Below are 19,439 nucleotides of genomic sequence, written 5' to 3'. Positions count from 1 at the left end.
TCTCACTAGTTGCAAATGTATGGTTTTTGCTGTTTTGTTCCGGTTTGAAGTTTAAAGTTTGAAGTTTACGGTTTCAGGTTGTGACAGTTTGGCGAACTTTGGAGTTGTCCACGTCAATTCGACAACGTCAGGCTTATGGCGACATCAAGGAAACGATCGTGGTATTTTTTCATGAGCAGGTTGGAGTAACTGCCCGGGTTTTCAATTTTATAACGATCTCTCTGTTTCCAAATGCCTTCGTAATGCCAGGTCGTGTTTTCGTCGGAAGGCACGTATCCGAAAAAAGGCTGGTAAATGGGCATTTTCCGGATTGCTTTCTCGCCGGTCACACTCTTGTACTCTACCGGACGCCAATAAATATTTTCGTTGATTCGCAATTGACCGATGGACACCATCAGCCCGTTTTCAGGCATTTCGATCGCGAACTTTTCGAGGTTTACCTGTGTGTCTTTATCGCCTTTGCGGATTTTTACGATCAGGTTTTCCGGTAACAAATCAATTCCCGGCGAACCATCCGGATTCACGCTGATGATCCTGATGCTGACCTTTGCGCTGTCGATCTCGCTTTGTGCGTTGAACGCGATTTCCTTGACGAACGGGAAATCTTTTTTTTGATTCGGGTTGAAGAATTTGGCGAGCGTACCATTGGTGTGAAAGCGGATTCCGGCCTTGGAGAAACCGCCGATCGCAATTTGTTTCCGCCTTTTTGGTTTTCCGATGACGACTTCTGGAAGCACTACAGATTCCGGCTCGAGCACGATGTTCCCAAGTTCTGAAATTGGAAGCAGTTTCGTCTTGAATCCCAATGCGGAGACATAAAACTTTACGTTTTCGCCGGCATTTTTAACCAGGAATGTCCCGTCTTCTTCTGCACTGAATCCTTCGTTGGCATTTTCGGGAAAAAGATTGGCGTACGGAATCGGATTCCCTCGAGCATCTGTGACTTTCCCCTTAATTTGGGCAAAGGCAAGCATCGGAAACAAAACAAGCAAGAAAATCTTATACATAAAACAAGGTCAGGTCACAAATCAACGGCTTAACGCCTCGGCTATTGTCCTGTCGTTTGAAAGTCGCGGCAGTTTGTTTTGTCCGCCAAGTTTTCCGATCGATTTCATATAATCGTCAAAACCGTGTTTGGGCACTTTGGTGATCACGACCCGACGCAAGACGTTGCCCGAAATCAAGTCGTCATAATACACGTTTTGCCTGCGCATCGCATCGTTTATCTTTTCGGAAAAAACCTCGATATCGCTTGGTTCGTTCTCAAATTCGATAAACCATTCGTGATAAGGCAAGCCTTCGTTCGGATTGATTTGGGGCGCGACCGTGAACTCGTTGACGGTCACGTCTGTTCCGGTCATCGCCTTTTTGAGCGCTTCCTCTACTTCCTTTCCGATTACGTGTTCGCCAAAAGCCGAAATGAAGTGCTTGATGCGGCCCGACACGACTACGCGATACGGTTTTGTAGACGTAAATTGTATTGTGTCGCCGATATTGTATCCCCAAAGTCCGGCGTTTGTCGATAAGATCAACACGTAATTTACTCCGATTTGGACTTCTCCGATCGTGTATCGGCGCGGGTTTTCCGCGAAAAATTCGTCGGCTTTCACGAATTCGTAGAAAATCCCGGAATTGAGCAACAGCAACATGCCTTTCTCTTTCTGGGAATCCTGGTAGGCGAAAAATCCTTCAGAAGCCGGAAACAATTCGATAGCGTCGACTTTGCGTCCGATCAGGTTTTCGAATTTGGCTCGATAGGGTTCGTAATTCACGCCTCCGTAAATGAAAAGGTTGAAATTTTTGAAGATTTCCCCAACCGGCTTTCCTGCTTTTGCACGCAGTTTTTCAAAATACATCTGCACCCAACTCGGTATCCCGGAAATGATCGACATGTCTTCGTTTATCGTTTCCTCCACAATGGCGTCCACTTTGGTTTCCCAATCTTCTATGGTGTTGGTTTCCCAACTCGGCATGCGGTTTTTTTGGAGGTATTTCGGCACGTAATGCGCCACAATTCCGGACAGTCGGCCGAGTTTCACGCCGTTTTTCTCATCGAGTTCGGGACTTCCCTGGAGGAAAATCATCTTGCCGTCGACAAAATCGGCATTTCGGGTTTCATGTATGTAATGCAGGATAGCGTCGCGTGCGGCTTCGATGTGGAACGGCATCGATTCTTTGGTAAGCGGGATGTATTTCGCTCCCGATGTCGTACCCGAAGTTTTGGCGAAATACAACGGTTTTCCGGGCCAAAGCACGTCTTCTTTTCCGTTGACGACCTCATCGACATAGTTTTTAAGCGCCTCGTAATCGCGTATCGGGACATGTTTTGCGAAATCTGCGTGCGATTTAATATCCGCGAAAGCGTGATCGCGGCCAAAATCAGTGTGTTTTGCCTTTTCGATCAGGTCGAGAAAAACCTTGTGCTGGGTCTCGATCGGGTTTCGCGCCCATTTTTGGGTTTTGGCATAAATATAATCGGCGAAAAGCCTCGCGGCGAACGATTTGATAGACATAGTTAAAGCGGGAATTTTTTCTTGATTGCCGATTCCGTTCTTAGAAACATATACAGGCAGCTGGCGATCAGCAACGCAATTCCTACGACAACGCCGATTTCTTTAGCGATCTGCCCGTATTCCAGAAAGATTGAGACGATGGTCAGGACGATTCCCGCCTCGATCATCCGCCAGGACGAAAATCGTTGGGCAAAGTCCCATCTTTCCTGTGATTTTTTTGAAGTGGACGTGCGATAGCCGTAAAAGTCGTTGATTTTTCTAGGCGGAAACAGCAACATGATCACTGCCGCGCCGATAAAGACGATTCCGCAGGCCAGGCTTACGAATCCCAAATGCGCGTTTTCCATTATTCGAAAGATATGAATTGTTCGGGATCGATCGGATAACCGTCTTTCCAAAGTTCAAAATGCAAATGGATTCCCGTCGATTCCCGTCCGGTTGAACCGGCGAGGGCGACGACTTCTCCGGTTTTGACGACGTCGCCTTGCTCAACGCTCACTTCGGCGGCGTGTTTGTAAACCGAGATAAATCCGTTGTTGTGGCGCACGATGACGCAATTTCCGTTCGATGGCGTCCAATCGGCAAAAATGACATTTCCGTTCAACACCGCTTTGATCGGTGTGTTTTTGGGAACCGCGATATCGACGGCGTAATGCTTTTGGCGGGCGTTGAACTTGTCGGTCACGCTACCCTGAACCGGAGCGAAAAGCACGACGCTGGTTTTGGCCGTCGCTTTTTCAAAGAGATTGTACTTGTCTTCTTTGGCCACCTCATCGCGCAATTCCTGTTCTTCTTCGGAAGCCGTAATCGGCCCTTGCGGAATTTCCATCCCGGCCGCGATTATCGAGTCTTTGCTGAGTTTGGCGTAGTCGAGATCGCCAGTGAGGATGCGCTGGATCGACCTTATGTAAGCTTCGTTTTTGTTCAAGGCCACTTGGAGCGAATCGGATTTCAAAGCCAGTTCTGTTGCGTTTTTTTTGAGTTCTGAAGAGGCATATCCCGGAATGTATTCTCTCAAAGGCGTGAACGCGATGATGTATGTCGTCACGAAAATGATGAGAACGGCGCCTATCGTGGCCACGACAAACACGTTCATCAGTGTGAGCCGCAACGAGAAAATCTCCTCAAACGTGTCCTCGTTCAAAATGACGAGACGGTTTTTGGTAAAGAGTTTCTTGGCAATCTTTTTTCGTTTGAGCCGTTTTCGAGCCATATTTCCGCTTTGCTACAAATATAGGAAATCCGAATGCGCGTTTATTCCGTAAATAGGCACAAGGCATTCACAAATATTTGCCGACACGTTTTTTGGGCATACGTGATTTTACGCTATCTTTGCCCTTATATTTGAATTGCTTCGGCTTAAAAATTAAACCCATGGGAAAATTTGGAGTAACTGAATGGATTTTGATCGTCGCCGTGATTCTCTTACTTTTTGGAGGTAAGAAGATTCCGGAATTAATGAAGGGTTTGGGTTCCGGAGTCAAGGAATTCAAAAATGCGGCGAAGGACGATCAAAACGCTGACAAGAAAAAAGAAGAGCAGAAAAGTGCAGAATAATAACATCCCGGTTTTGGCCGGGATTTTTTTTGTCTTGTTTTTAGGATTTTTTTGAGGTTGGTTTCGTCGGATTATACTTTGGAATCTTAGCCTGTTTGTTGGAATTGGCGCTTTTACGAATCTCGGTAGTTTGCTTTTGGAAATGCCGGGAAGGTTTAGATTCTTCGAAGGTCCGGAATTGGAACTCTGAAGGTTTACTGGTTGATGATGGTGTTCTGTCGATAAAGGCGGATTTTATTTTTAGGAATTTTCGTGCCTGATTATGAGACTGGAACATTTGGAATCTTATCATTTGATTGAAAATTTCTGTGGATTTGCTTTGGAAATGCCGGAATGTTTAGATTCTTTGAAGGTTTTGGGGATTGGAACTTAAAAGGTTCAGTGGGTTGATGATCGTATTTTGCGGTGTTGATAAAAGGTGAATTTTAGGAGTTTTGGCAAATTTTTGTCGCGATCGTGTGAGAAATTTTTAAGAATTTCGGCAGATTTTCTGTATGTGGGGAATTCCCGATCGCGCTATTTTTACGGGTGGGTGGTGGCGGCTTTTTATACAAATCAATTGGTAAGAAAATTCGTAGTGTTTCCTGACTTTTCGACCAGATAGCGTCCTAAAATATCAGATAATCATCGTCAGCTGTACACGTTTTCTATCCTCATCCACTTCTACCACTTTAACCTGAACATGTTGATGCAATTTCACCACTTCGTTAACGTCCGAAACAAAACCGTCTTTCAATTGCGAAATATGTACGAGTCCGCTTTCTTTGATTCCGACGTCTACGAAGCAACCAAAATTCGTGATATTGTTGACAATTCCGGGTAACACCATACCGGAACGCAAATCCTTGATCGACTTTACCGTTGGGTCGAATTCGAACACTTTGGCCGATTTCCTAGGGTCGAGTCCCGGCTTTTCCAATTCCTTGATAATATCTTTTAAACCCAGAATTCCAATGGCTTCGGTAATATAATTTTCAGGGTTGATAAGCGCCGTTTTCTCTTTATTGGCGACTAATTCCGAAACCGAAGTTTTAAGATCTTTCGCCATCTTTTCCACAATCGGATAGGCCTCCGGATGCACAGCCGAATTGTCAAGCGGATTTTTAGCACCCGAAACCCTGACAAAAGCAGCGCCTTGCTGAAACGCCTTTTCGCCAAGACGCGGAACTTTTTTCAGTTCTTTCCGGTCGGTAAACGGGCCGTTTTCAGCGCGGTACGACACGATATTCTCGGCCAGTTTCTCCCCTATCCCGCTTACGTAAGACAACAGCGATTTACTCGCCGTATTGAGGTTGATCCCGACGGAATTCACGCAACGCACAACAACCGTATCAAGTTCATCCTTGAGTTTGGATTGGTCGACATCGTGCTGATACTGGCCGACGCCGATTGCCTTCGGGTCGATCTTGACCAGTTCGGCCAGCGGATCGGAAAGTCGTCTTCCAATCGAAACCGCGCCCCGAACGGTGACATCGTAGTTCGGAAATTCTTCACGCGCGATCTTGGATGCCGAATATACCGACGCTCCGGCTTCGCTCACGACAAAAACCTGGAGCGGCTTGTCAAATGCTATTTTTTTGATGAAGAATTCCGTTTCCCGCGAGGCAGTTCCGTTTCCTATCGAAATCGCGTCGATTTTATATGCATTGACCATCGATCTAATTTTTTTCATCGCAATGGCCGTCTCGTTTTGAGGCGCGTGCGGAAAAATCGTCTCGTTGTACAAAAGATCGCCTTTCTCATCGAGGCAAACCACTTTGCAACCGCTTTTGAAACCAGGATCGATCGCCAGAATTCGTTTTTCGCCCAACGGCGGCGCAAGCAAGAGCTGGCTAAGGTTCGTGGCGAAAACGTTGATTGAGTTCGCGTCGGCTTTGGCTTTGGCTTCCGATAATGCCTCGTTCGAAATCGCAGGTTCAAGTAAGCGTTTGTAACTATCGGCAATCGCTTTTTGGAGATGGGCCGCCGTCTCTTTTTTATTCTTGATGACGGAATTTTCAATCATATCAAGCGCCTCGTCCTTCTCGATGCCGACGCTGAGTTTAATGAACCCTTCATTTTCGGCTCGCAACATGGCAAGCAGTCGATGTGCGGGAGCTTTTGCCATATTTTCCTTCCAATCGAAATACTGGCTGAACTTTTTAGCGTTATCGTCGTCTTTTTTAGTCTTTACCACTTTGGTCGAAATTTCCGCGGAGCGTTGGAACATTCTTCTCAATGTTTTACGGATATACAGGTTCTCACTTACCCATTCCGCTATGATGTCGCGCGCACCTTGCAAGGCTTCGTCTTCGTTTTTGACGTTCTTGTTGAGATATTTGGATGCTATATAATCGACCTCATCAGAATTTTGGGCCATGATGATTTTAGCGAGCGGCTCCAAACCATTTTCCCGTGCCGTGTCGGCTTTGGTTTTTTTCTTTTTTTTGAACGGCAGATAAAAGTCTTCCAGTTCGTTCAAATCGAAACTTGCCTCGATTTTCTTCGAAAGTTCGGGCGTCATCGCATTTTGTTCCGCAATCGACTTTACGATGGCTTCCTTTCGTTTGGTGATCGTATCAAAAGTCGCCATCCACTTTGCTATGTTTTCAATTACGACCTCGTCGAGATTACCCGTCATGTCCTTGCGATAGCGTGCAATGAATGGAATCGTGCAATCTTCAGAGAGCAGTTGCACGACATTCTGTATGGATTTTGGAGCAGCGGAAACGTGTTTGGAAATGAATTCGATATTGGTCATGGGTGTGATGGATGCCTTTTTTGTAGGACTGAATAGGTAAATGGCTGATATATCCCGGGTAGCAGCGGCAGCCTTTCGCAGCAATTTACTGGTTGTGCCGTTTTGAGGCAGCGACCGCAGGAAGCTCGACTCAAGACGCGCAAAAACCGGAAATTTCCAGAAAGCTAAAGCGGATGACCGGATTGGATGCAAAGAAAAAAAATTGACGCAAATTTTCCGGTTTATCTCACAAAAACCGCGTCGAGAATTCCCAACTCAATTCCATTTTTTTAGCTGCACGTAATTTTTCCGACGCGTGTGGCGTGACGTCCGCCTTCGAACGCTGTCGTGATGAAGTGTTCGACCATCTCGACGGCTTGGGGCACGGAGGTAAAACGGGCCGGAACGGAAATGATGTTGGCATCGTTATGTCGTCGGCACAAATCAGCGATTTCCTTGGTCCAGCATACGGCTGCCCTGACGTTTTGGTGCTGGTTGGCGGCCATTGCGATCCCATTCCCGGTACCGCATATCACGATCCCGAAATCGACGTTTCCATCGCTTACCGCTTGGGCCACAGGATGCCCAAAATCCGGATAGTCGACGCTTTCGGGCGTGTCGGTTCCAAAGTTGGTAACTTCGTGTCCCAGCGATTCAAGTTTCGCTGCGATGGCTTTTTTGTAGTCGGGACCGGCGTGATCGTTTCCTATGGCGATTTTCATGTTGGTTGTTTTTGCAAAGATACTTCCATTTGAGGAATCGTCGATCGTCGATTTGCCGATTTGGATTCAGGAATATCTTGGACAATGCTCTATTTGTATTCAATCGATTGCACCGCGGCGTCAAAAGTGGGAATCGCCAAAACTCGTTGTTAACAATGTTGATAACCTCGAAATAAAATTATAAATAGTTGAAAATCAGTATATAAGGATTATACACTACATTTAGGCGACCATTAATTTCCGTCATGAACTTGCAGTTTGTATGTCGAAAAAATACTTAATTACGGAATTGTTGATAACGATTTGCAACTCGCTTAAAATCAGTTAACCTTAAATTAACATGAAGTGTTAAAAACAATACGTTCGAATTTTAGAAGTTTTTTGGAGAGTTCGAAAAATTTTTACAATCAAAAATCCTGAGGAAAAATACAAGTGAAGTTTGAGGGAATTTTGGAAAAGTTTTGAGTGTTGCGACACCGGGATATCAACATAATTCGACAAGGTGAGTTGTCTACAAAATCGTGTAAAATCCAGTTGTTGACAAATGTGGATCAAAAATGGAAAAGCCCTATATGCGAGTTTATTGCATGTCGGAACACATGTTAATAAATGGTTATAACAAAGTAAATCCTATCATCCTAGACTTGAAAAGTAAAATTATACCCGCTATCAACAACCTATAATAACCATCATTTAAATTTTTAAAAATCCCTTTTCTTTATTTTGTTTTTAATAGTTGTTGAAAAGTATTGCTCAAACGATGCGAAGCGAATGGCCTCCTTTGAGCTCGTCGAGAATGCGATTGACGATATCGGCGTCGTTGGGATGTATCTTAAGCTTGATGCCGCCGAGGGCCAATGAGTAAAACGGCATTACAGATGCAGAGGCTTCATTCTCGAAGTAAAAATGTACCTCTTCCTGATCGAGACGATGCTTGAGTATTTCGATCTCGTGGGTGTAATGGAAAACGGCTATGGTAATGAAATTTTCCATAATTCAAGTCTTGGTGTATTTAAAGTTACGAATGTTTTGGATTCCTCAGCTTTATACGTTAAAAGTTATAATTTATTTAAAAGTAGGCTAGGCTAAACTTTAACAGTTTGTGATTTCGTAATTTCACATCGAATAGTATACAAAAATGAGTAAGACACCACATAGAAAGGGTAACGGAAAACCCAAGGATTTTTCTAACAAGATCCTCAAAATCCTCGCCCGGAATTCAAATAAGGGATTCAACTACAAACAGATAGCGGCCATTTTAGAAGTTGACGATACCAAAAGCCGAAATGAGATCATTCGCGATTTAAAGCTACTTGCCGCCCAAAAGAAGATCATCGAGTCCGAACCGGGAAAATATCTCGTGAAGGCGGTCAGCCAGGATTATTATCAGGGAAAAATCGACATGACGAGCCGGAAGACGGCTTTTTTCGTTTGTGACGATTTCGAAGAAGATGTTTTTATCCCGACCAATAACCTCAACCGCGCACTCGATGGCGACATCGTCCAGGTTTACGTTTACAATAGGCGACAGGGCAAGCGTCCGGAGGGTGAAGTAGTGGAAATCGTGGAGCGTGCCAAGACGCAGTTCGTAGGCGTGATCGACATCCAGAAGAATTTCGCTTTCGTCTCTACGGCGAACCCGAAAATGTATACCGATATTTTTATCCCGAAGGACAAAATTGGAGAAGCCCAGCAAGGGGAAGTCGTTTTAGTTGAGATCGAGGACTGGCCAAAGCGCGCCGATTCTCCGTTTGGATCAGTAATCAAAGTCCTTGGAAAGCCCGGTGAACACGATACGGAAATCCATGCGATCCTGGCGGAATATGGTTTGCCTTATGAATTTCCCGTAGACGTGGAAGTTTATGCCCAGAAGCTCGACACTTCAATCCAGCAACAGGAAATCGACAAGAGACGCGACATGCGACAGACGTTGACTTTTACGATCGATCCCCGCGACGCCAAGGATTTTGACGATGCGCTCTCGTTCAAAAAGCTCGACAACGGCAATTTTGAGATCGGTATTCACATTGCCGATGTTTCGCATTATGTCGAGGAAGGAACGATTTTGGACGAAGAGGCGTATAATCGCGCTACATCCGTTTATCTCGTGGATCGCGTCGTGCCGATGTTGCCCGAAGTGTTGTCCAACTTTGCGTGCTCGTTGCGTCCACATGAGGAAAAATATACGTTCTCGGCCGTTTTCGAAATCGATAACAAAGCCAATGTCATCGATCAATGGTTTGGTCGTACCGTTACTTATTCGGATCAGCGATTCGCTTATGAAGAGGCACAGCACATCATCGAAACAAAATCTGCGACGATCCCCGAACATATTTCCCTGACAGGCGAAACTTACGATGCTCCGGCAGCGATCGTCGAGGCGACATTAAAATTGGACGAGTTGGCCAAAATCATGCGTCGCAAGCGAATGGCGGACGGTGCGATTTCGTTCGACAAGGTCGAAGTAAAATTCAAGCTTAACGAAGAAGATGAGCCTGTTGGCGTCTATTTTAAGGAAGCAAAAGACTCAAATCACCTCATTGAGGAATTCATGCTTCTGGCCAATAAGAAAGTGGCGGAATTCATCGGTAAGCAGAAGAAGACGTTTATTTATCGGATACACGACGAACCGAATGAGGACAAGCTTATCGGGCTTCAAGGTGTCATTTCCAAATTCGGCTATAGCATCGACTTCAGAAGCAAAAAGCACATTTCTCAGTCGATCAACAAATTGTTGTCTGACGTTCAGGGAAAAAAAGAGCAGAATATGGTGGATACGCTTGCCATCAGAAGTATGAGCAAGGCCAGGTATTCGGTTCACAACGTCGGGCATTACGGTTTGGCGTTCGATTATTATTCTCATTTCACGTCTCCGATCAGGCGTTATCCTGACGTCATGGCGCACCGACTGCTGCAGTTTTACATCGATGGCGGGAAATCGGCATCAGAAGAAGCGTTTGAGGAAAAATGCGTGCATTCTACCGACATGGAAATTTTAGCGACAAATGCCGAACGCGATTCGGTCAAGTACATGCAGGTCAAGTATATGGCCGATCATCAGGATCAGGATTTCCTGGGTGTGATCTCGGGTGTGACCGAATGGGGAATCTATGTGGAAATCGTCGAAAACAAATGCGAAGGAATGTGCCGCATCCGTGAAATCAAAGATGATTATTACACGTTCGACGACAAACAATACGCACTTGTGGGTGCCGTTTCCAAAAACACGATCACGTTGGGAGACGAGGTTTACGTAAAGGTCAAAAATGCCGATTTGGTCAAGAAACAGCTTGATTTCCATTACCTCGGAAAACGAGCAGACTACGAAGCTTCGAAACTGGAGGCTGATCAAAATTCGGCTGCCAAATCACAAAAGAAAAAGAAGAACAACAACAAAGAATCATGAAAAAGATTGTTTTATTTATCGCTTTAGGTGCATTTCAGTTAGGGTTCTCCCAAGTTTCGAAAGATCCGGGAGATTTTGATAAAATCAAGGTTTACGACAGGATTTCGGCAGAATTGATAGCATCAGATGTCAACAAAGTAGAAATTACCGGAAATCGCGCAAAGGACGTTATCGTCGTCAATAAAAACGGAGAACTCAAGTTGGGAATGCCTGCGACGAAACTACTTCAGGGCGAGGAAATCGAAGCTAAAATTTATTACAAATCCATTAAAAGCGTCGACGGAAGCGAAGGTGCTTTCATTTCAAGCGCAAAGGCAATAGATGCGCCGAAACTCGAAATTACGGCCAAGGAAGGAGCAGAAGTCAAATTGGACGTCAGTGTGGAAATCCTGCGGGTCAAATCGGTAACGGGAGCGACCGTGAGATTGGAGGGAAAAGCGTCCGATTCTGAAATTTCGATCGGTACAGGCGGCATTGTCGAGGCCCAAAATCTGGACACAGAGCGCACGGACGTCAGTATAAACGCCGGTGGTGAAGCTGAAGTCAAAGCATCAAAATATGTTAAGGCCCGAACCAAGGCCGGTGGGGAAATCACGATACACGGCAATCCGCAAACGGTTGATAAAAAGTCGATTTTGGGAGGAACGATTTCTCAGATGTGACTTAAAACCGGCCAAAATTAACATTTTGGAAATTTCAAGTTATATTTGTGACATCACATTTACACGCCTCGTTGATGATTGAAGATATTCTAACGGCCATACCACTCGGATTTTTCCTGAGCTTCATGATAGGTCCGGTTTTTTTCGTGTTGCTGGAGACGAGCGTTGTCAAAGGGTTCAGGGCTGCCCTTTCGTTCAATGTAGGAGTGATCATTGCAGATATCGTCTTTATCCTGATTGCGTATTTTTCGAGCTACCGGCTCATCAGCGCGATCAAGGACGATCCGGCGCTTTTTATCTTCGGAGGCCTGGTCATGCTGACTTACGGTATCATCAGCCTTATAAAAAACAGAAAACTCAAGAAGAAAAGTATCGACCCGGAAGATCCTGTCGAGTTGGCCAAAAACAATTACCTGACGTTGGCGGTTAAAGGTTTTTTCCTGAATTTCATCAATATAGGCGTTTTGGGTTTTTGGCTGGCGCTCATCATTACGATCGGACCTCAGCTGCAGCTCAACCCGGGACGGATGCTGACGTTTTTTACGGCGGTCATCGTCAGTTACTTTGTGGTCGATATTTTCAAGATCCTGCTTGCCAAACAGCTCAGACGCTATCTTAATCCGCACAATATCCTGATGATAAAAAAAGTTATCAGCATTGTATTGATAGTGTCGGGAGTTTTTCTTTTAGGACAAGGCTTGTTTCCGAAAGAACGCAAAATCGTCAATAGCGCACTTGAAAAACTGGAACACCAAAATTGATATGAACAAAACGGTTGCGGCTGCCCTTTTTATTGGGCTGGCTTTGATTTCGTGCGAGCCCAAACAGGCGAAAACCCAAAAAACAAATCCTGATTTCAAGAAGGAAGCACAACAGCTCAATGCACTCTTGGAGCAGGGAAATGTGCGGCCCCAAAGTTTTGAAATTTCATCCACCGCGGCTTCTGAAGTAACCGGCGCAAAAGGCATCTTTATTCGGGTCGATCCGAAAGATCTCGAAACCGAAAACGGAAAGCCGCTAGCCGATAAAATTCTCGTGGAACTTCGGGAATTGACCCAACCGTCGGAATTTGTTTTTTCGGACGTTTCAAGTGGCTCGTTCAATGGAAAACACATACTTTCGGGAGGCACTTATTTCGTTTCGATGACCTCGGGCGGGAATAAGCTTAAAATAAAACCCGGACGCGCCCTAAACGTAGATTTCAGGCGATTTTCGACAAAGCGTATGGAATTCTTTACCGGAAGCCGGGACAGCATTCAAAACCTGGTATGGGTTCCGTCGAATCAACGCTTCAAACGCATTTCGGCAGACGACGATCCCCAAACCGAAGAATATTACATGACGATGCCCATTACGCGTTTGGGTTGGATAGCGAGCGCCATTTCAAACCGCGCGTCCCACAACACATCAACAACTTTCGCATTCGACATCAAGCAGCCTTCCTCCTACTCGTTCGGAAAAGCTTTTTTCATCGTCGAGAAAAATGGCTCTGTCCAGGTCATGAACACTACGTTGTTCTTCGATGGGAAAGATAACATGATGTTCGAGCAAGTCCCGCTTGAAGGTTTCGGATTATTCGTTGTGACGGCGGTTAAAAGCGGGAAATTATACGCTTGGGCAGAGCGCCTTGATCTTGAAAAGCTCGAAATGCCCATGGTGGAACTCAGCCCGACAACACCAAGCGCACTTTATGATCAGATACGAAAGCTAAAATAAAGGCATTTTTTAACCGAAACTTTCAAATTTTAAAAGATTTGGTTACATTTGCCGACCTGATTACAATTGGCGTCGTGGCCGAGTGGCTAGGCCGGGCTCTGCAAAAGCTCTTACAGCGGTTCGAATCCGCTCGATGCCTCAACTGACCTGCAAGTTTCGACAACTTGCAGGTTTTTTTGTTTTTGGGCGATACCTTCGGTCCAGGCTGTCGGCAGTCGCTTTTTGGAAACCTCAAAGGTTTTTAAAACCTTAGGTTTTACCAAAAGAGCTCCAACAATGCCTCCATCCTTATCGCGGCTCCTGTTTTTCGACCAAATCGATATCTTTGAAGAAAATATAAAATGGATTTCGCTCGCCACAAACAGCAAATCGACACCAATGGTTTTACGATTATAAATGAGGTGTTCACGCTCGATCAAATCGACGCGATATTATCCGCAATCACAACTGCCGATTCATCCCGCCCGACCTTCCGCAAATCATCGGGGATATTCGCGATACGTCAATTCTTAAAGGAAATCCCAGAAGCTGGATCTGCGATTTTCACGCCCGCATTCATTGACTTGATACAAGGTATTTTCGGTAGCGGTAATTTCGTCACCAAGTCCATTTATTTCGACAAACCCGAACAATCCAACTGGTTTGTCGCCTACCACCAAGATCTTACGATATCGGTAAAAGAAAAAATAGAAATAGATGGTTTTGGGCCCTGGACAGTTAAGCAGCGGCAGTTCGCAGTGCAGCCGCCTCTCGAAATAGTACAAAATAACTTCACGATCAGGATCCATCTCGACGAAACTACTTCTCAGAACGGTGCGCTGAAAGTCATCCGAAATTCCCATTCAAAAGGCATTTATCGACCGGAAAACATAGATTGGGAAACAGAGGAAGAAGCCGTTTGCGAAGTCAGAAAAGGAGGTATCATGATCATGCGGCCGCTGCTGTTACATGCGTCAGACCGCACGACTAACGATCGCAAAAGACGCGTCATCCATATAGAATTCGGGAAAGATGAACTACCCGAAGGACTGGAATGGAGCGAAAAAATGTTATTTGAAAAGCGAGAATTTCTGGTTTAAAAGCCGGATGTCAACTGCGATATTCCTCCATTATGACCGTTACGGCTTCGACGTCTCCACCAATCGGCGGGTTGATTTTGGAAACGGCCAACGTCATCCTTGAAACCTCCGGAAGCTCTCCAAAAACCCTGACAATGATGCGATGCGCGACGTGTTCCAAAAGCTTCGACGCCACGGCCATTTCTTCGACCACGATCCTGTTCAGCAAGACATAATCGACCGTATCGGCTAAGTGGTCGGTTTCGGCGGCTTTCCGCAAATCTGTTTTTATTTCAAGATCTACCGAATATTCTGATCCTATTTTGGTCTCTTCCGGCAAACAGCCGTGATAGGAAAAAGTGCGTATATTTTTGAGTCTGATGATTCCCATAGTAGATTTTCCATCAAAATTACGCTTATAAGACGAGCCGTGAAAATTCTGGCTCAGTCAATAAAAATAAAAATACCGCGATTCACATCTACCCAAATACAGAAAGACTATACAAATTCCTAAATTTCGTCCCTCTGAATCGCAATCCCAATCTCCAAGCCTACACATCCAAACCCAGCCAATCCGTTTCGATTACCTCAGCCAGGCAAAATCCGATAAGTCTAACGCCATATTTCTTCGCTCCGTCCAATTTTACCTTTCGACTTTGATTAACTTTGCAGCTTTCCATATCGAATTATGTCAGAAGAAAAATCCCTCAATTTCATTGAGCAGATCATAGAAGAAGATTTGAAGAACGGCATGCCGCACAGTGGTTTGCGGTTTCGTTTTCCGCCGGAGCCAAACGGCTACCTGCACATCGGCCATGCGAGTTCGATTGCACTCAACTTTGGTTTGGGAGAATCGTACAAAGCGCCTGTAAACCTGCGTTTCGACGATACGAATCCTGAAAAAGAAGAGCAGGAATACGTAGATGCAATCAAGCGCGACATTGAATGGCTCGGATACAATTGGGCCGAAGAACGATACGCATCCGACTATTTCCAGCAATTATACGATTGGACGGTCGAGCTTATCAGGAAAGACAAGGCCTATGTCGACAGCCAAACGTCCGAGCAAATCGCCGAGCAAAAAGGCACGCCGACACAGCCGGGAACCGATTCACCTTACCGAAACCGTTCGATAGAGGAAAATCTCGATTTGTTTGAGCGAATGAAAAAAGGCGAATTTCCTGACGGTACGCATATAGTGCGGGCAAAGATCGACATGGCGTCCACGAATATGTTGATGCGCGACCCTTTGATGTACAGGATCATGCACAAACATCACCACAGAACCGGAGACGATTGGTGCATTTATCCTATGTATGATTGGGCGCACGGGGAATCAGATTATCTCGAACAGATTTCCCACTCGCTTTGTACATTGGAATTTTTACCACACAGGGAGCTGTACGATTGGTTCCTCGATCAAATTTACGATGACAAAAAATTGCGTCCGAAGCAACGGGAATTCGCCCGACGGAATTTGAGCCATACGGTTGTAAGCAAGCGAAAACTCCTTCAACTGGTTAACCAAAATTTTGTTTCCGGTTGGGATGATCCTCGCATGTCGACGATTTCCGGCCTTAGAAGACGCGGCTTCACTCCCACTTCGCTTCGCAATTTCGCCAACACGATCGGGATTGCAAAACGCGACAATTTGATCGATGTTTCGCTTTTGGAATTTTGCGTACGCGAAGATTTGAACAAGATCGCGCCGCGCGTGATGGGCGTTATCGATCCGGTGAAACTGGTAATTACCAATTATCCGGAAGGAAAAGAAGAATGGCTTGAGGCCGAAAACAACCAGGAAGATGAGAACGCAGGTTTCCGAAAAGTGCCGTTTTCAAAGGAATTGTGGATCGAACGCGAGGATTTTCTCGAAGATGCGCCACCTAAATTTTTCCGACTTTCAATCGACCGGGAAGTTCGTCTCAAGAATGCGTATATCATAAAAGGGGAAAGTGTTGTCAAGGATTCCGATGGGAATATCACCGAGATCCATGCGACATACGACGTCGATTCGTTGTCCGGAAGCGGCACTGAAGCCAGCCAACGCAAAGTTTCCGGAACGCTCCACTGGGTTTCGGCAGCTCACGCCCTCAAAGCGGAAATTCGCTTGTACGACCGGTTGTTTACAGACGAGTCACCCGACACGCACAAGGGGAAAGATTTCCTTGAATTCGTCAACCCGGAATCGTTAAAAGTGGTTACCGGCTTTGTTGAACCGAGTTTGAAAAATGCGAAGAGCGAAGACAAATTTCAGTTTCAGCGACTCGGTTATTTTACTGTAGATAAGGATTCTACGTCTCAAAAATTGGTTTTCAACAAAACCGTCGGGCTTAAAGACGCCTGGGAGGAAAAAGGGAAAAAGGAAGAAAACGCCGTGAACAATTCCCTCAAGGAAATCAATAAATTCTTTAAAGTAAGTACTGACGAAGAGCGTTCCACCATTGAAAAAGCGATATCCGAAAACATCAAATCGCTAGCGAACTTCAGCCTTATCCAAAACTCTTTTCGTAAGAATGTGACAAACAATAAAAGTTCCCTCCTATTCGCGAATTGGTTATTGAAATATTCGGATTCTATCCAACTTTCGGCAATCGAAGATGAAGTGGTCGATAAATTTTACGGGATGTCGCTCAAAAGTGAATCCCCATTTGTTCGCGAAGAAGTTTTACGAAGTTTGAAAAACGATCAGCAGGCGACATCCAAGTTTGCTGATGAAATCCTGAAACTAAAATCTTCAGAAAAAAACGAGCGTGTTTTGCAATTGCTTTCTGAATTTTGATAGTTTAAATATATTATAGTTTATATTGATTAAAACCGACTTAGAGTAGTCGGTTTTTTTATTATTTGTAGATCTGATGGATTTGTTGAAATATATCAATTTTATCTTTGAAAAATGGCTTTCATAAATCTGTTTTGTTCGACTAAAAAAAATACGTAACCTATTCGGACGTTTTTAGAATTTGATTTCGTTAAATCGTCTTATTTTCGGTTTTCACTTTATAATCCGCTTTTAACGACCCGTTAACCGCCAAATGTTAAAAATTGGCTACCTTTAGTCAAACTCAAAATCAAACGAAATGTCAAATACTTCTAAAGCGGCGGTCGCACTTTTGTTGGGCGTCGCAGTTGGAGCCGCCATCGGAATTTTATTCGCTCCTGACGAAGGGACGAAAACCCGCAAAAAATTAAAGGACGGATTTGACGAGAAAAAAGATGAGCTCAAGAAAAAGTTCGATGAGCTTTCCTCAGGCCTGAAATCAAAGTTGCAAACATCTGAATCCGATTTGCAGTCGGCATTTGAAGACGTTGCCGAAAACGCCGATGGGAAGGCCAGCGAAATTATCGATAGTCTCGAACAAAAGCTCGCCGATCTCAAATCTGCGGCTGCGAAAATGCGTGGATAATGGTGCTCGATGATCTAAAAGATAATGCAGACGACTTAAAAGAGAACGTCAAAGGCTTCATTGACAGCAATGTAGCTTATTACAAATTGTGGTTTTTCAAGGTTGCCATGAAGTCGACCACGATGTTGCTCAAGTTGCTGTTGTTGGCGATTTTCTTGACCTTGGTGCTGGTTTTTCTATCGGTTGCAGCTGCACTTGCGATTGGATATGCACTTGAAAATCTTGCATACGGCTTCCTGATCGTAGGCGGATTTTATATCGTTCTGAGCCTGATCGTATATAACGTCAAAGACAAAATTGTCGAAGGACCGATCCTCGAAAAATTCTCCGAATTCTTTTTCAACGAATGACATGGAAAAAAGACGCTACTCCTCTTACGGCCAGATTGACCAGGATCTTGAAATCCTAAAGGTCGAAAAGGAATTGTATTACCAGCGTATGCTTCAGACGCTCGATCATACGAAGGAAAATCTCGATCCCAAAAAGTTGCTCGGCGGTGTTCCAGAAGTTGCCATAGATATGGTAAGCGGGCTCGCCGGGCCTCTGAAAGGGATGCTGATCAATTTCGTACTCAAGAAGATATTCAAATAAAAAACCTCAAAGGTGTTCAAAACCTTTGAGGTTTGTCGATACGACCTCAATCTAATTTTCAAACGGTAATGTCCCGGTTTTCAGGGTTTTCCGGATAATCCTTCCTGATTACCGAAGCGTCTTCATCGCGTCTGTTGCCTGATTTGTCCTCGGCTCTATCCTTTCTCGCACCGAATTGCCCTTTTTTCATCGCTTCGCCAACCTGGTTGGAAGCGGCAAAAGAAACCACCATATTGTTGAGCATATCATTGGCAGCCTGAGGCGTGTTCGGAAGCAGGATCAAGTTGGAATTCGTATCTGCGCCAATCGCCTGAAGTGTGTCGTAATGCTGCGTCACAACGATCAAGGCCGAGGCTTCCTGGGAGTTGATTCCGACCTTGTTCAACACTTCGACTGATTCGACCAAACCTCTCGCAATTTCCCGTCTTTGATCTGCAATTCCCTGACCTTGGAGACGTTTGCTTTCTGCTTCCGCCTTTGCTTTTGCGACAATCCGGATGCGCACGGATTCTGCTTCGAAAGCCGTTGCGGTCTTCTCGCGGTCGGCCGCGTTGATGCGGTTCATGGCGTTTTTCACCTGGATATCGGGATCGATGTCGGTGACCAAAGTGTTGATAATGTCGTATCCATATGTGGTCATGGCCTCGTTTAATTCGCGTTTGACGGCGATCGCGATGTCGTCTTTGCGCTCGAAAACGTCGTCGAGGATCAATTTGGGAACTTCGGCACGCACTACATCGAATACGTAAGCCGTGATTTGATCGTGCGGATATTCCAATTTGTAAAACGCTTCGTACACTTTCTCCTGGATTACCTTGAATTGCACCGAAACTTTGAGTTTCACGAAAACATTGTCCTTAGTCTTGGTTTCGATGATCACGTCGAGCTGCTGAATGCGTAGATTGATGCGTCCGGCGATGCGGTCGATGACGGGAATTTTTAATTGAAGTCCGGAATTTCGTACACTTTGAAATTTTCCGAAACGCTCAATGATTACGGCACTTTGCTGCTTTACCGTGAAAAAACACGACAGCAGTATAAAGAAGCCTAAAACCAATAAAACGATTGTTGGGATACTCATGATGTTA

General features: G+C 45.1%; 19 protein-coding genes and 1 tRNA gene. 11 read left to right on the top strand and 9 right to left on the bottom strand.

All coding sequences use genetic code 11. The features are described 5' to 3' along the window. Positions 1-113 precede the first annotated feature (113 nt). The 4 genes from HC229_RS14760 to HC229_RS14745 are packed head-to-tail and all read right to left on the bottom strand — an operon-like array spanning position 114 to position 3,726. Positions 114-1,007 carry a carboxypeptidase-like regulatory domain-containing protein gene (locus tag HC229_RS14760; protein WP_191021271.1) on the bottom strand — a complete coding sequence of 298 codons (894 nt, stop codon included), beginning with the start codon at positions 1,005-1,007 and terminating at the stop codon, positions 114-116. Positions 1,008-1,028: 21 nt separating this feature from the next. Beyond that, positions 1,029-2,513, bottom strand: a complete 1,485-nt coding sequence (locus tag HC229_RS14755; protein ID WP_191021270.1) for a GH3 family domain-containing protein — start codon at positions 2,511-2,513, stop codon at positions 1,029-1,031. Between the two features lie 2 nt (positions 2,514-2,515). Further along, a complete protein-coding gene (locus HC229_RS14750; RefSeq protein WP_191021269.1) occupies positions 2,516-2,860 on the bottom strand; it encodes an SdpI family protein in 345 nt (114 codons plus the stop codon). Beyond that, entirely contained in the window at positions 2,860-3,726 is an 867-nt protein-coding gene (locus tag HC229_RS14745) for a M23 family metallopeptidase (RefSeq protein WP_191021268.1), read from the bottom strand. Before HC229_RS14745 ends, HC229_RS14750 begins: the two co-directional genes overlap by 1 nt. A 161-nt stretch (positions 3,727-3,887) precedes the next feature. Between HC229_RS14745 and HC229_RS14740 the strand changes: the two genes are divergently transcribed. Beyond that, positions 3,888-4,070: a Sec-independent protein translocase subunit TatA/TatB gene (locus HC229_RS14740; protein WP_191021267.1), complete on the top strand. Its 183-nt coding sequence runs from the start codon at positions 3,888-3,890 to the stop codon at positions 4,068-4,070. A gap of 616 nt (positions 4,071-4,686) precedes the next feature. Here HC229_RS14740 and HC229_RS14735 read toward each other — a convergent pair. The 3 genes from HC229_RS14735 to HC229_RS14725 form a co-directional block, all read right to left on the bottom strand. Next, on the bottom strand, positions 4,687-6,810 hold the full coding sequence (locus HC229_RS14735; protein WP_191021281.1) for a Tex family protein: 2,124 nt from the start codon (positions 6,808-6,810) through the stop codon (positions 4,687-4,689). Between the two features lie 269 nt (positions 6,811-7,079). Then, on the bottom strand, positions 7,080-7,511 hold the full coding sequence (gene rpiB, locus HC229_RS14730) for a ribose 5-phosphate isomerase B (RefSeq protein ID WP_191021266.1): 432 nt from the start codon (positions 7,509-7,511) through the stop codon (positions 7,080-7,082). Positions 7,512-8,264: 753 nt separating this feature from the next. Further along, positions 8,265-8,504: a DUF2007 domain-containing protein gene (locus tag HC229_RS14725; protein WP_191021265.1), complete on the bottom strand. Its 240-nt coding sequence runs from the start codon at positions 8,502-8,504 to the stop codon at positions 8,265-8,267. Positions 8,505-8,649: 145 nt separating this feature from the next. Here HC229_RS14725 and rnr point away from each other — a divergent pair, with 145 nt between their 5' ends. The 6 genes from rnr to HC229_RS14695 all read left to right on the top strand — a co-directional run bounded on the left by rnr (position 8,650) and on the right by HC229_RS14695 (position 14,374). Continuing rightward, positions 8,650-10,917, top strand: a complete 2,268-nt coding sequence (rnr, locus tag HC229_RS14720) for a ribonuclease R (RefSeq protein WP_191021264.1) — start codon at positions 8,650-8,652, stop codon at positions 10,915-10,917. Then, positions 10,914-11,579 (top strand): head GIN domain-containing protein, encoded by a 666-nt coding sequence (locus tag HC229_RS14715; RefSeq protein WP_191021263.1) that lies wholly within the window; start codon positions 10,914-10,916, stop codon positions 11,577-11,579. Before rnr ends, HC229_RS14715 begins: the two co-directional genes overlap by 4 nt. Before the next feature lie 74 nt (positions 11,580-11,653). Next, positions 11,654-12,340 (top strand): LysE family translocator, encoded by a 687-nt coding sequence (locus tag HC229_RS14710; RefSeq protein WP_191021262.1) that lies wholly within the window; start codon positions 11,654-11,656, stop codon positions 12,338-12,340. A 1-nt stretch (position 12,341) separates the two neighbouring features. Beyond that, complete coding sequence (locus tag HC229_RS14705) at positions 12,342-13,295, top strand: hypothetical protein (RefSeq protein ID WP_191021261.1); 954 nt, start codon at positions 12,342-12,344, stop codon at positions 13,293-13,295. 68 nt (positions 13,296-13,363) lie between these two features. After that, positions 13,364-13,434, top strand: a tRNA-Cys gene (locus HC229_RS14700). A 202-nt stretch (positions 13,435-13,636) separates the two neighbouring features. Continuing rightward, positions 13,637-14,374 (top strand): phytanoyl-CoA dioxygenase family protein, encoded by a 738-nt coding sequence (locus HC229_RS14695; RefSeq protein WP_191021260.1) that lies wholly within the window; start codon positions 13,637-13,639, stop codon positions 14,372-14,374. A 10-nt stretch (positions 14,375-14,384) separates the two neighbouring features. Here the strand turns inward: HC229_RS14695 and folB are convergent, their stop codons facing one another. Further along, entirely contained in the window at positions 14,385-14,744 is a 360-nt protein-coding gene (gene folB / locus HC229_RS14690) for a dihydroneopterin aldolase (protein WP_191021259.1), read from the bottom strand. Between the two features lie 294 nt (positions 14,745-15,038). On the opposite strand from folB, the gene HC229_RS14685 reads away from it, so the two are divergent. The 4 genes from HC229_RS14685 (at position 15,039) to HC229_RS14670 (ending at position 18,351) form a co-directional block, all read left to right on the top strand. Beyond that, entirely contained in the window at positions 15,039-17,135 is a 2,097-nt protein-coding gene (locus HC229_RS14685) for a glutamine--tRNA ligase/YqeY domain fusion protein (protein ID WP_191021280.1), read from the top strand. A 298-nt stretch (positions 17,136-17,433) separates the two neighbouring features. Then, positions 17,434-17,760, top strand: a complete 327-nt coding sequence (locus HC229_RS14680) for a YtxH domain-containing protein (RefSeq protein WP_191021258.1) — start codon at positions 17,434-17,436, stop codon at positions 17,758-17,760. Beyond that, entirely contained in the window at positions 17,760-18,110 is a 351-nt protein-coding gene (locus HC229_RS14675; RefSeq protein WP_191021257.1) for a competence protein, read from the top strand. The genes HC229_RS14680 and HC229_RS14675 overlap by 1 nt, the downstream gene beginning before the upstream one ends. Position 18,111: 1 nt before the next feature. Then, the gene (locus tag HC229_RS14670) at positions 18,112-18,351 is read left to right on the top strand and encodes a DUF6327 family protein (RefSeq protein WP_191021256.1); all 240 of its coding nucleotides are present in this window, start codon (positions 18,112-18,114) and stop codon (positions 18,349-18,351) included. Between the two features lie 58 nt (positions 18,352-18,409). Here HC229_RS14670 and HC229_RS14665 read toward each other — a convergent pair whose 3' ends face one another. After that, positions 18,410-19,432: an SPFH domain-containing protein gene (locus HC229_RS14665; protein ID WP_223845629.1), complete on the bottom strand. Its 1,023-nt coding sequence runs from the start codon at positions 19,430-19,432 to the stop codon at positions 18,410-18,412. Positions 19,433-19,439: the final 7 nt, after the last annotated feature.

Origin of the sequence: Flavobacterium selenitireducens, assembly GCF_014748335.1 — a bacterium.
Lineage (GTDB): Bacteria > Bacteroidota > Bacteroidia > Flavobacteriales > Flavobacteriaceae > Flavobacterium > Flavobacterium selenitireducens.
The sequence above is the reverse complement of the archived record's forward strand: the minus strand, read 5'-3'. Positions and strand labels throughout refer to the sequence as shown.

Excerpts from the sequence above, each read along its gene's own strand:
- HC229_RS14760 (WP_191021271.1), bottom strand. The coding sequence starts at position 1,007 with ATGTATAAGATTTTCTTGCTTGTTTTGTTTCCGATGCTTGCCTTTGCC.
- HC229_RS14755 (WP_191021270.1), bottom strand. The coding sequence starts at position 2,513 with ATGTCTATCAAATCGTTCGCCGCGAGGCTTTTCGCCGATTATATTTAT.
- HC229_RS14750 (WP_191021269.1), bottom strand. The coding sequence starts at position 2,860 with ATGGAAAACGCGCATTTGGGATTCGTAAGCCTGGCCTGCGGAATCGTC.
- HC229_RS14745 (WP_191021268.1), bottom strand. The coding sequence starts at position 3,726 with ATGGCTCGAAAACGGCTCAAACGAAAAAAGATTGCCAAGAAACTCTTT.
- HC229_RS14740 (WP_191021267.1), top strand. The coding sequence starts at position 3,888 with ATGGGAAAATTTGGAGTAACTGAATGGATTTTGATCGTCGCCGTGATT.
- HC229_RS14735 (WP_191021281.1), bottom strand. The coding sequence starts at position 6,810 with ATGACCAATATCGAATTCATTTCCAAACACGTTTCCGCTGCTCCAAAA.
- rpiB (WP_191021266.1), bottom strand. The coding sequence starts at position 7,511 with ATGAAAATCGCCATAGGAAACGATCACGCCGGTCCCGACTACAAAAAA.
- HC229_RS14725 (WP_191021265.1), bottom strand. The coding sequence starts at position 8,504 with ATGGAAAATTTCATTACCATAGCCGTTTTCCATTACACCCACGAGATC.
- rnr (WP_191021264.1), top strand. The coding sequence starts at position 8,650 with ATGAGTAAGACACCACATAGAAAGGGTAACGGAAAACCCAAGGATTTT.
- HC229_RS14715 (WP_191021263.1), top strand. The coding sequence starts at position 10,914 with ATGAAAAAGATTGTTTTATTTATCGCTTTAGGTGCATTTCAGTTAGGG.
- HC229_RS14710 (WP_191021262.1), top strand. The coding sequence starts at position 11,654 with ATGATTGAAGATATTCTAACGGCCATACCACTCGGATTTTTCCTGAGC.
- HC229_RS14705 (WP_191021261.1), top strand. The coding sequence starts at position 12,342 with ATGAACAAAACGGTTGCGGCTGCCCTTTTTATTGGGCTGGCTTTGATT.
- HC229_RS14695 (WP_191021260.1), top strand. The coding sequence starts at position 13,637 with ATGGATTTCGCTCGCCACAAACAGCAAATCGACACCAATGGTTTTACG.
- folB (WP_191021259.1), bottom strand. The coding sequence starts at position 14,744 with ATGGGAATCATCAGACTCAAAAATATACGCACTTTTTCCTATCACGGC.
- HC229_RS14680 (WP_191021258.1), top strand. The coding sequence starts at position 17,434 with ATGTCAAATACTTCTAAAGCGGCGGTCGCACTTTTGTTGGGCGTCGCA.
- HC229_RS14675 (WP_191021257.1), top strand. The coding sequence starts at position 17,760 with ATGGTGCTCGATGATCTAAAAGATAATGCAGACGACTTAAAAGAGAAC.
- HC229_RS14670 (WP_191021256.1), top strand. The coding sequence starts at position 18,112 with ATGGAAAAAAGACGCTACTCCTCTTACGGCCAGATTGACCAGGATCTT.
- HC229_RS14665 (WP_223845629.1), bottom strand. The coding sequence starts at position 19,432 with ATGAGTATCCCAACAATCGTTTTATTGGTTTTAGGCTTCTTTATACTG.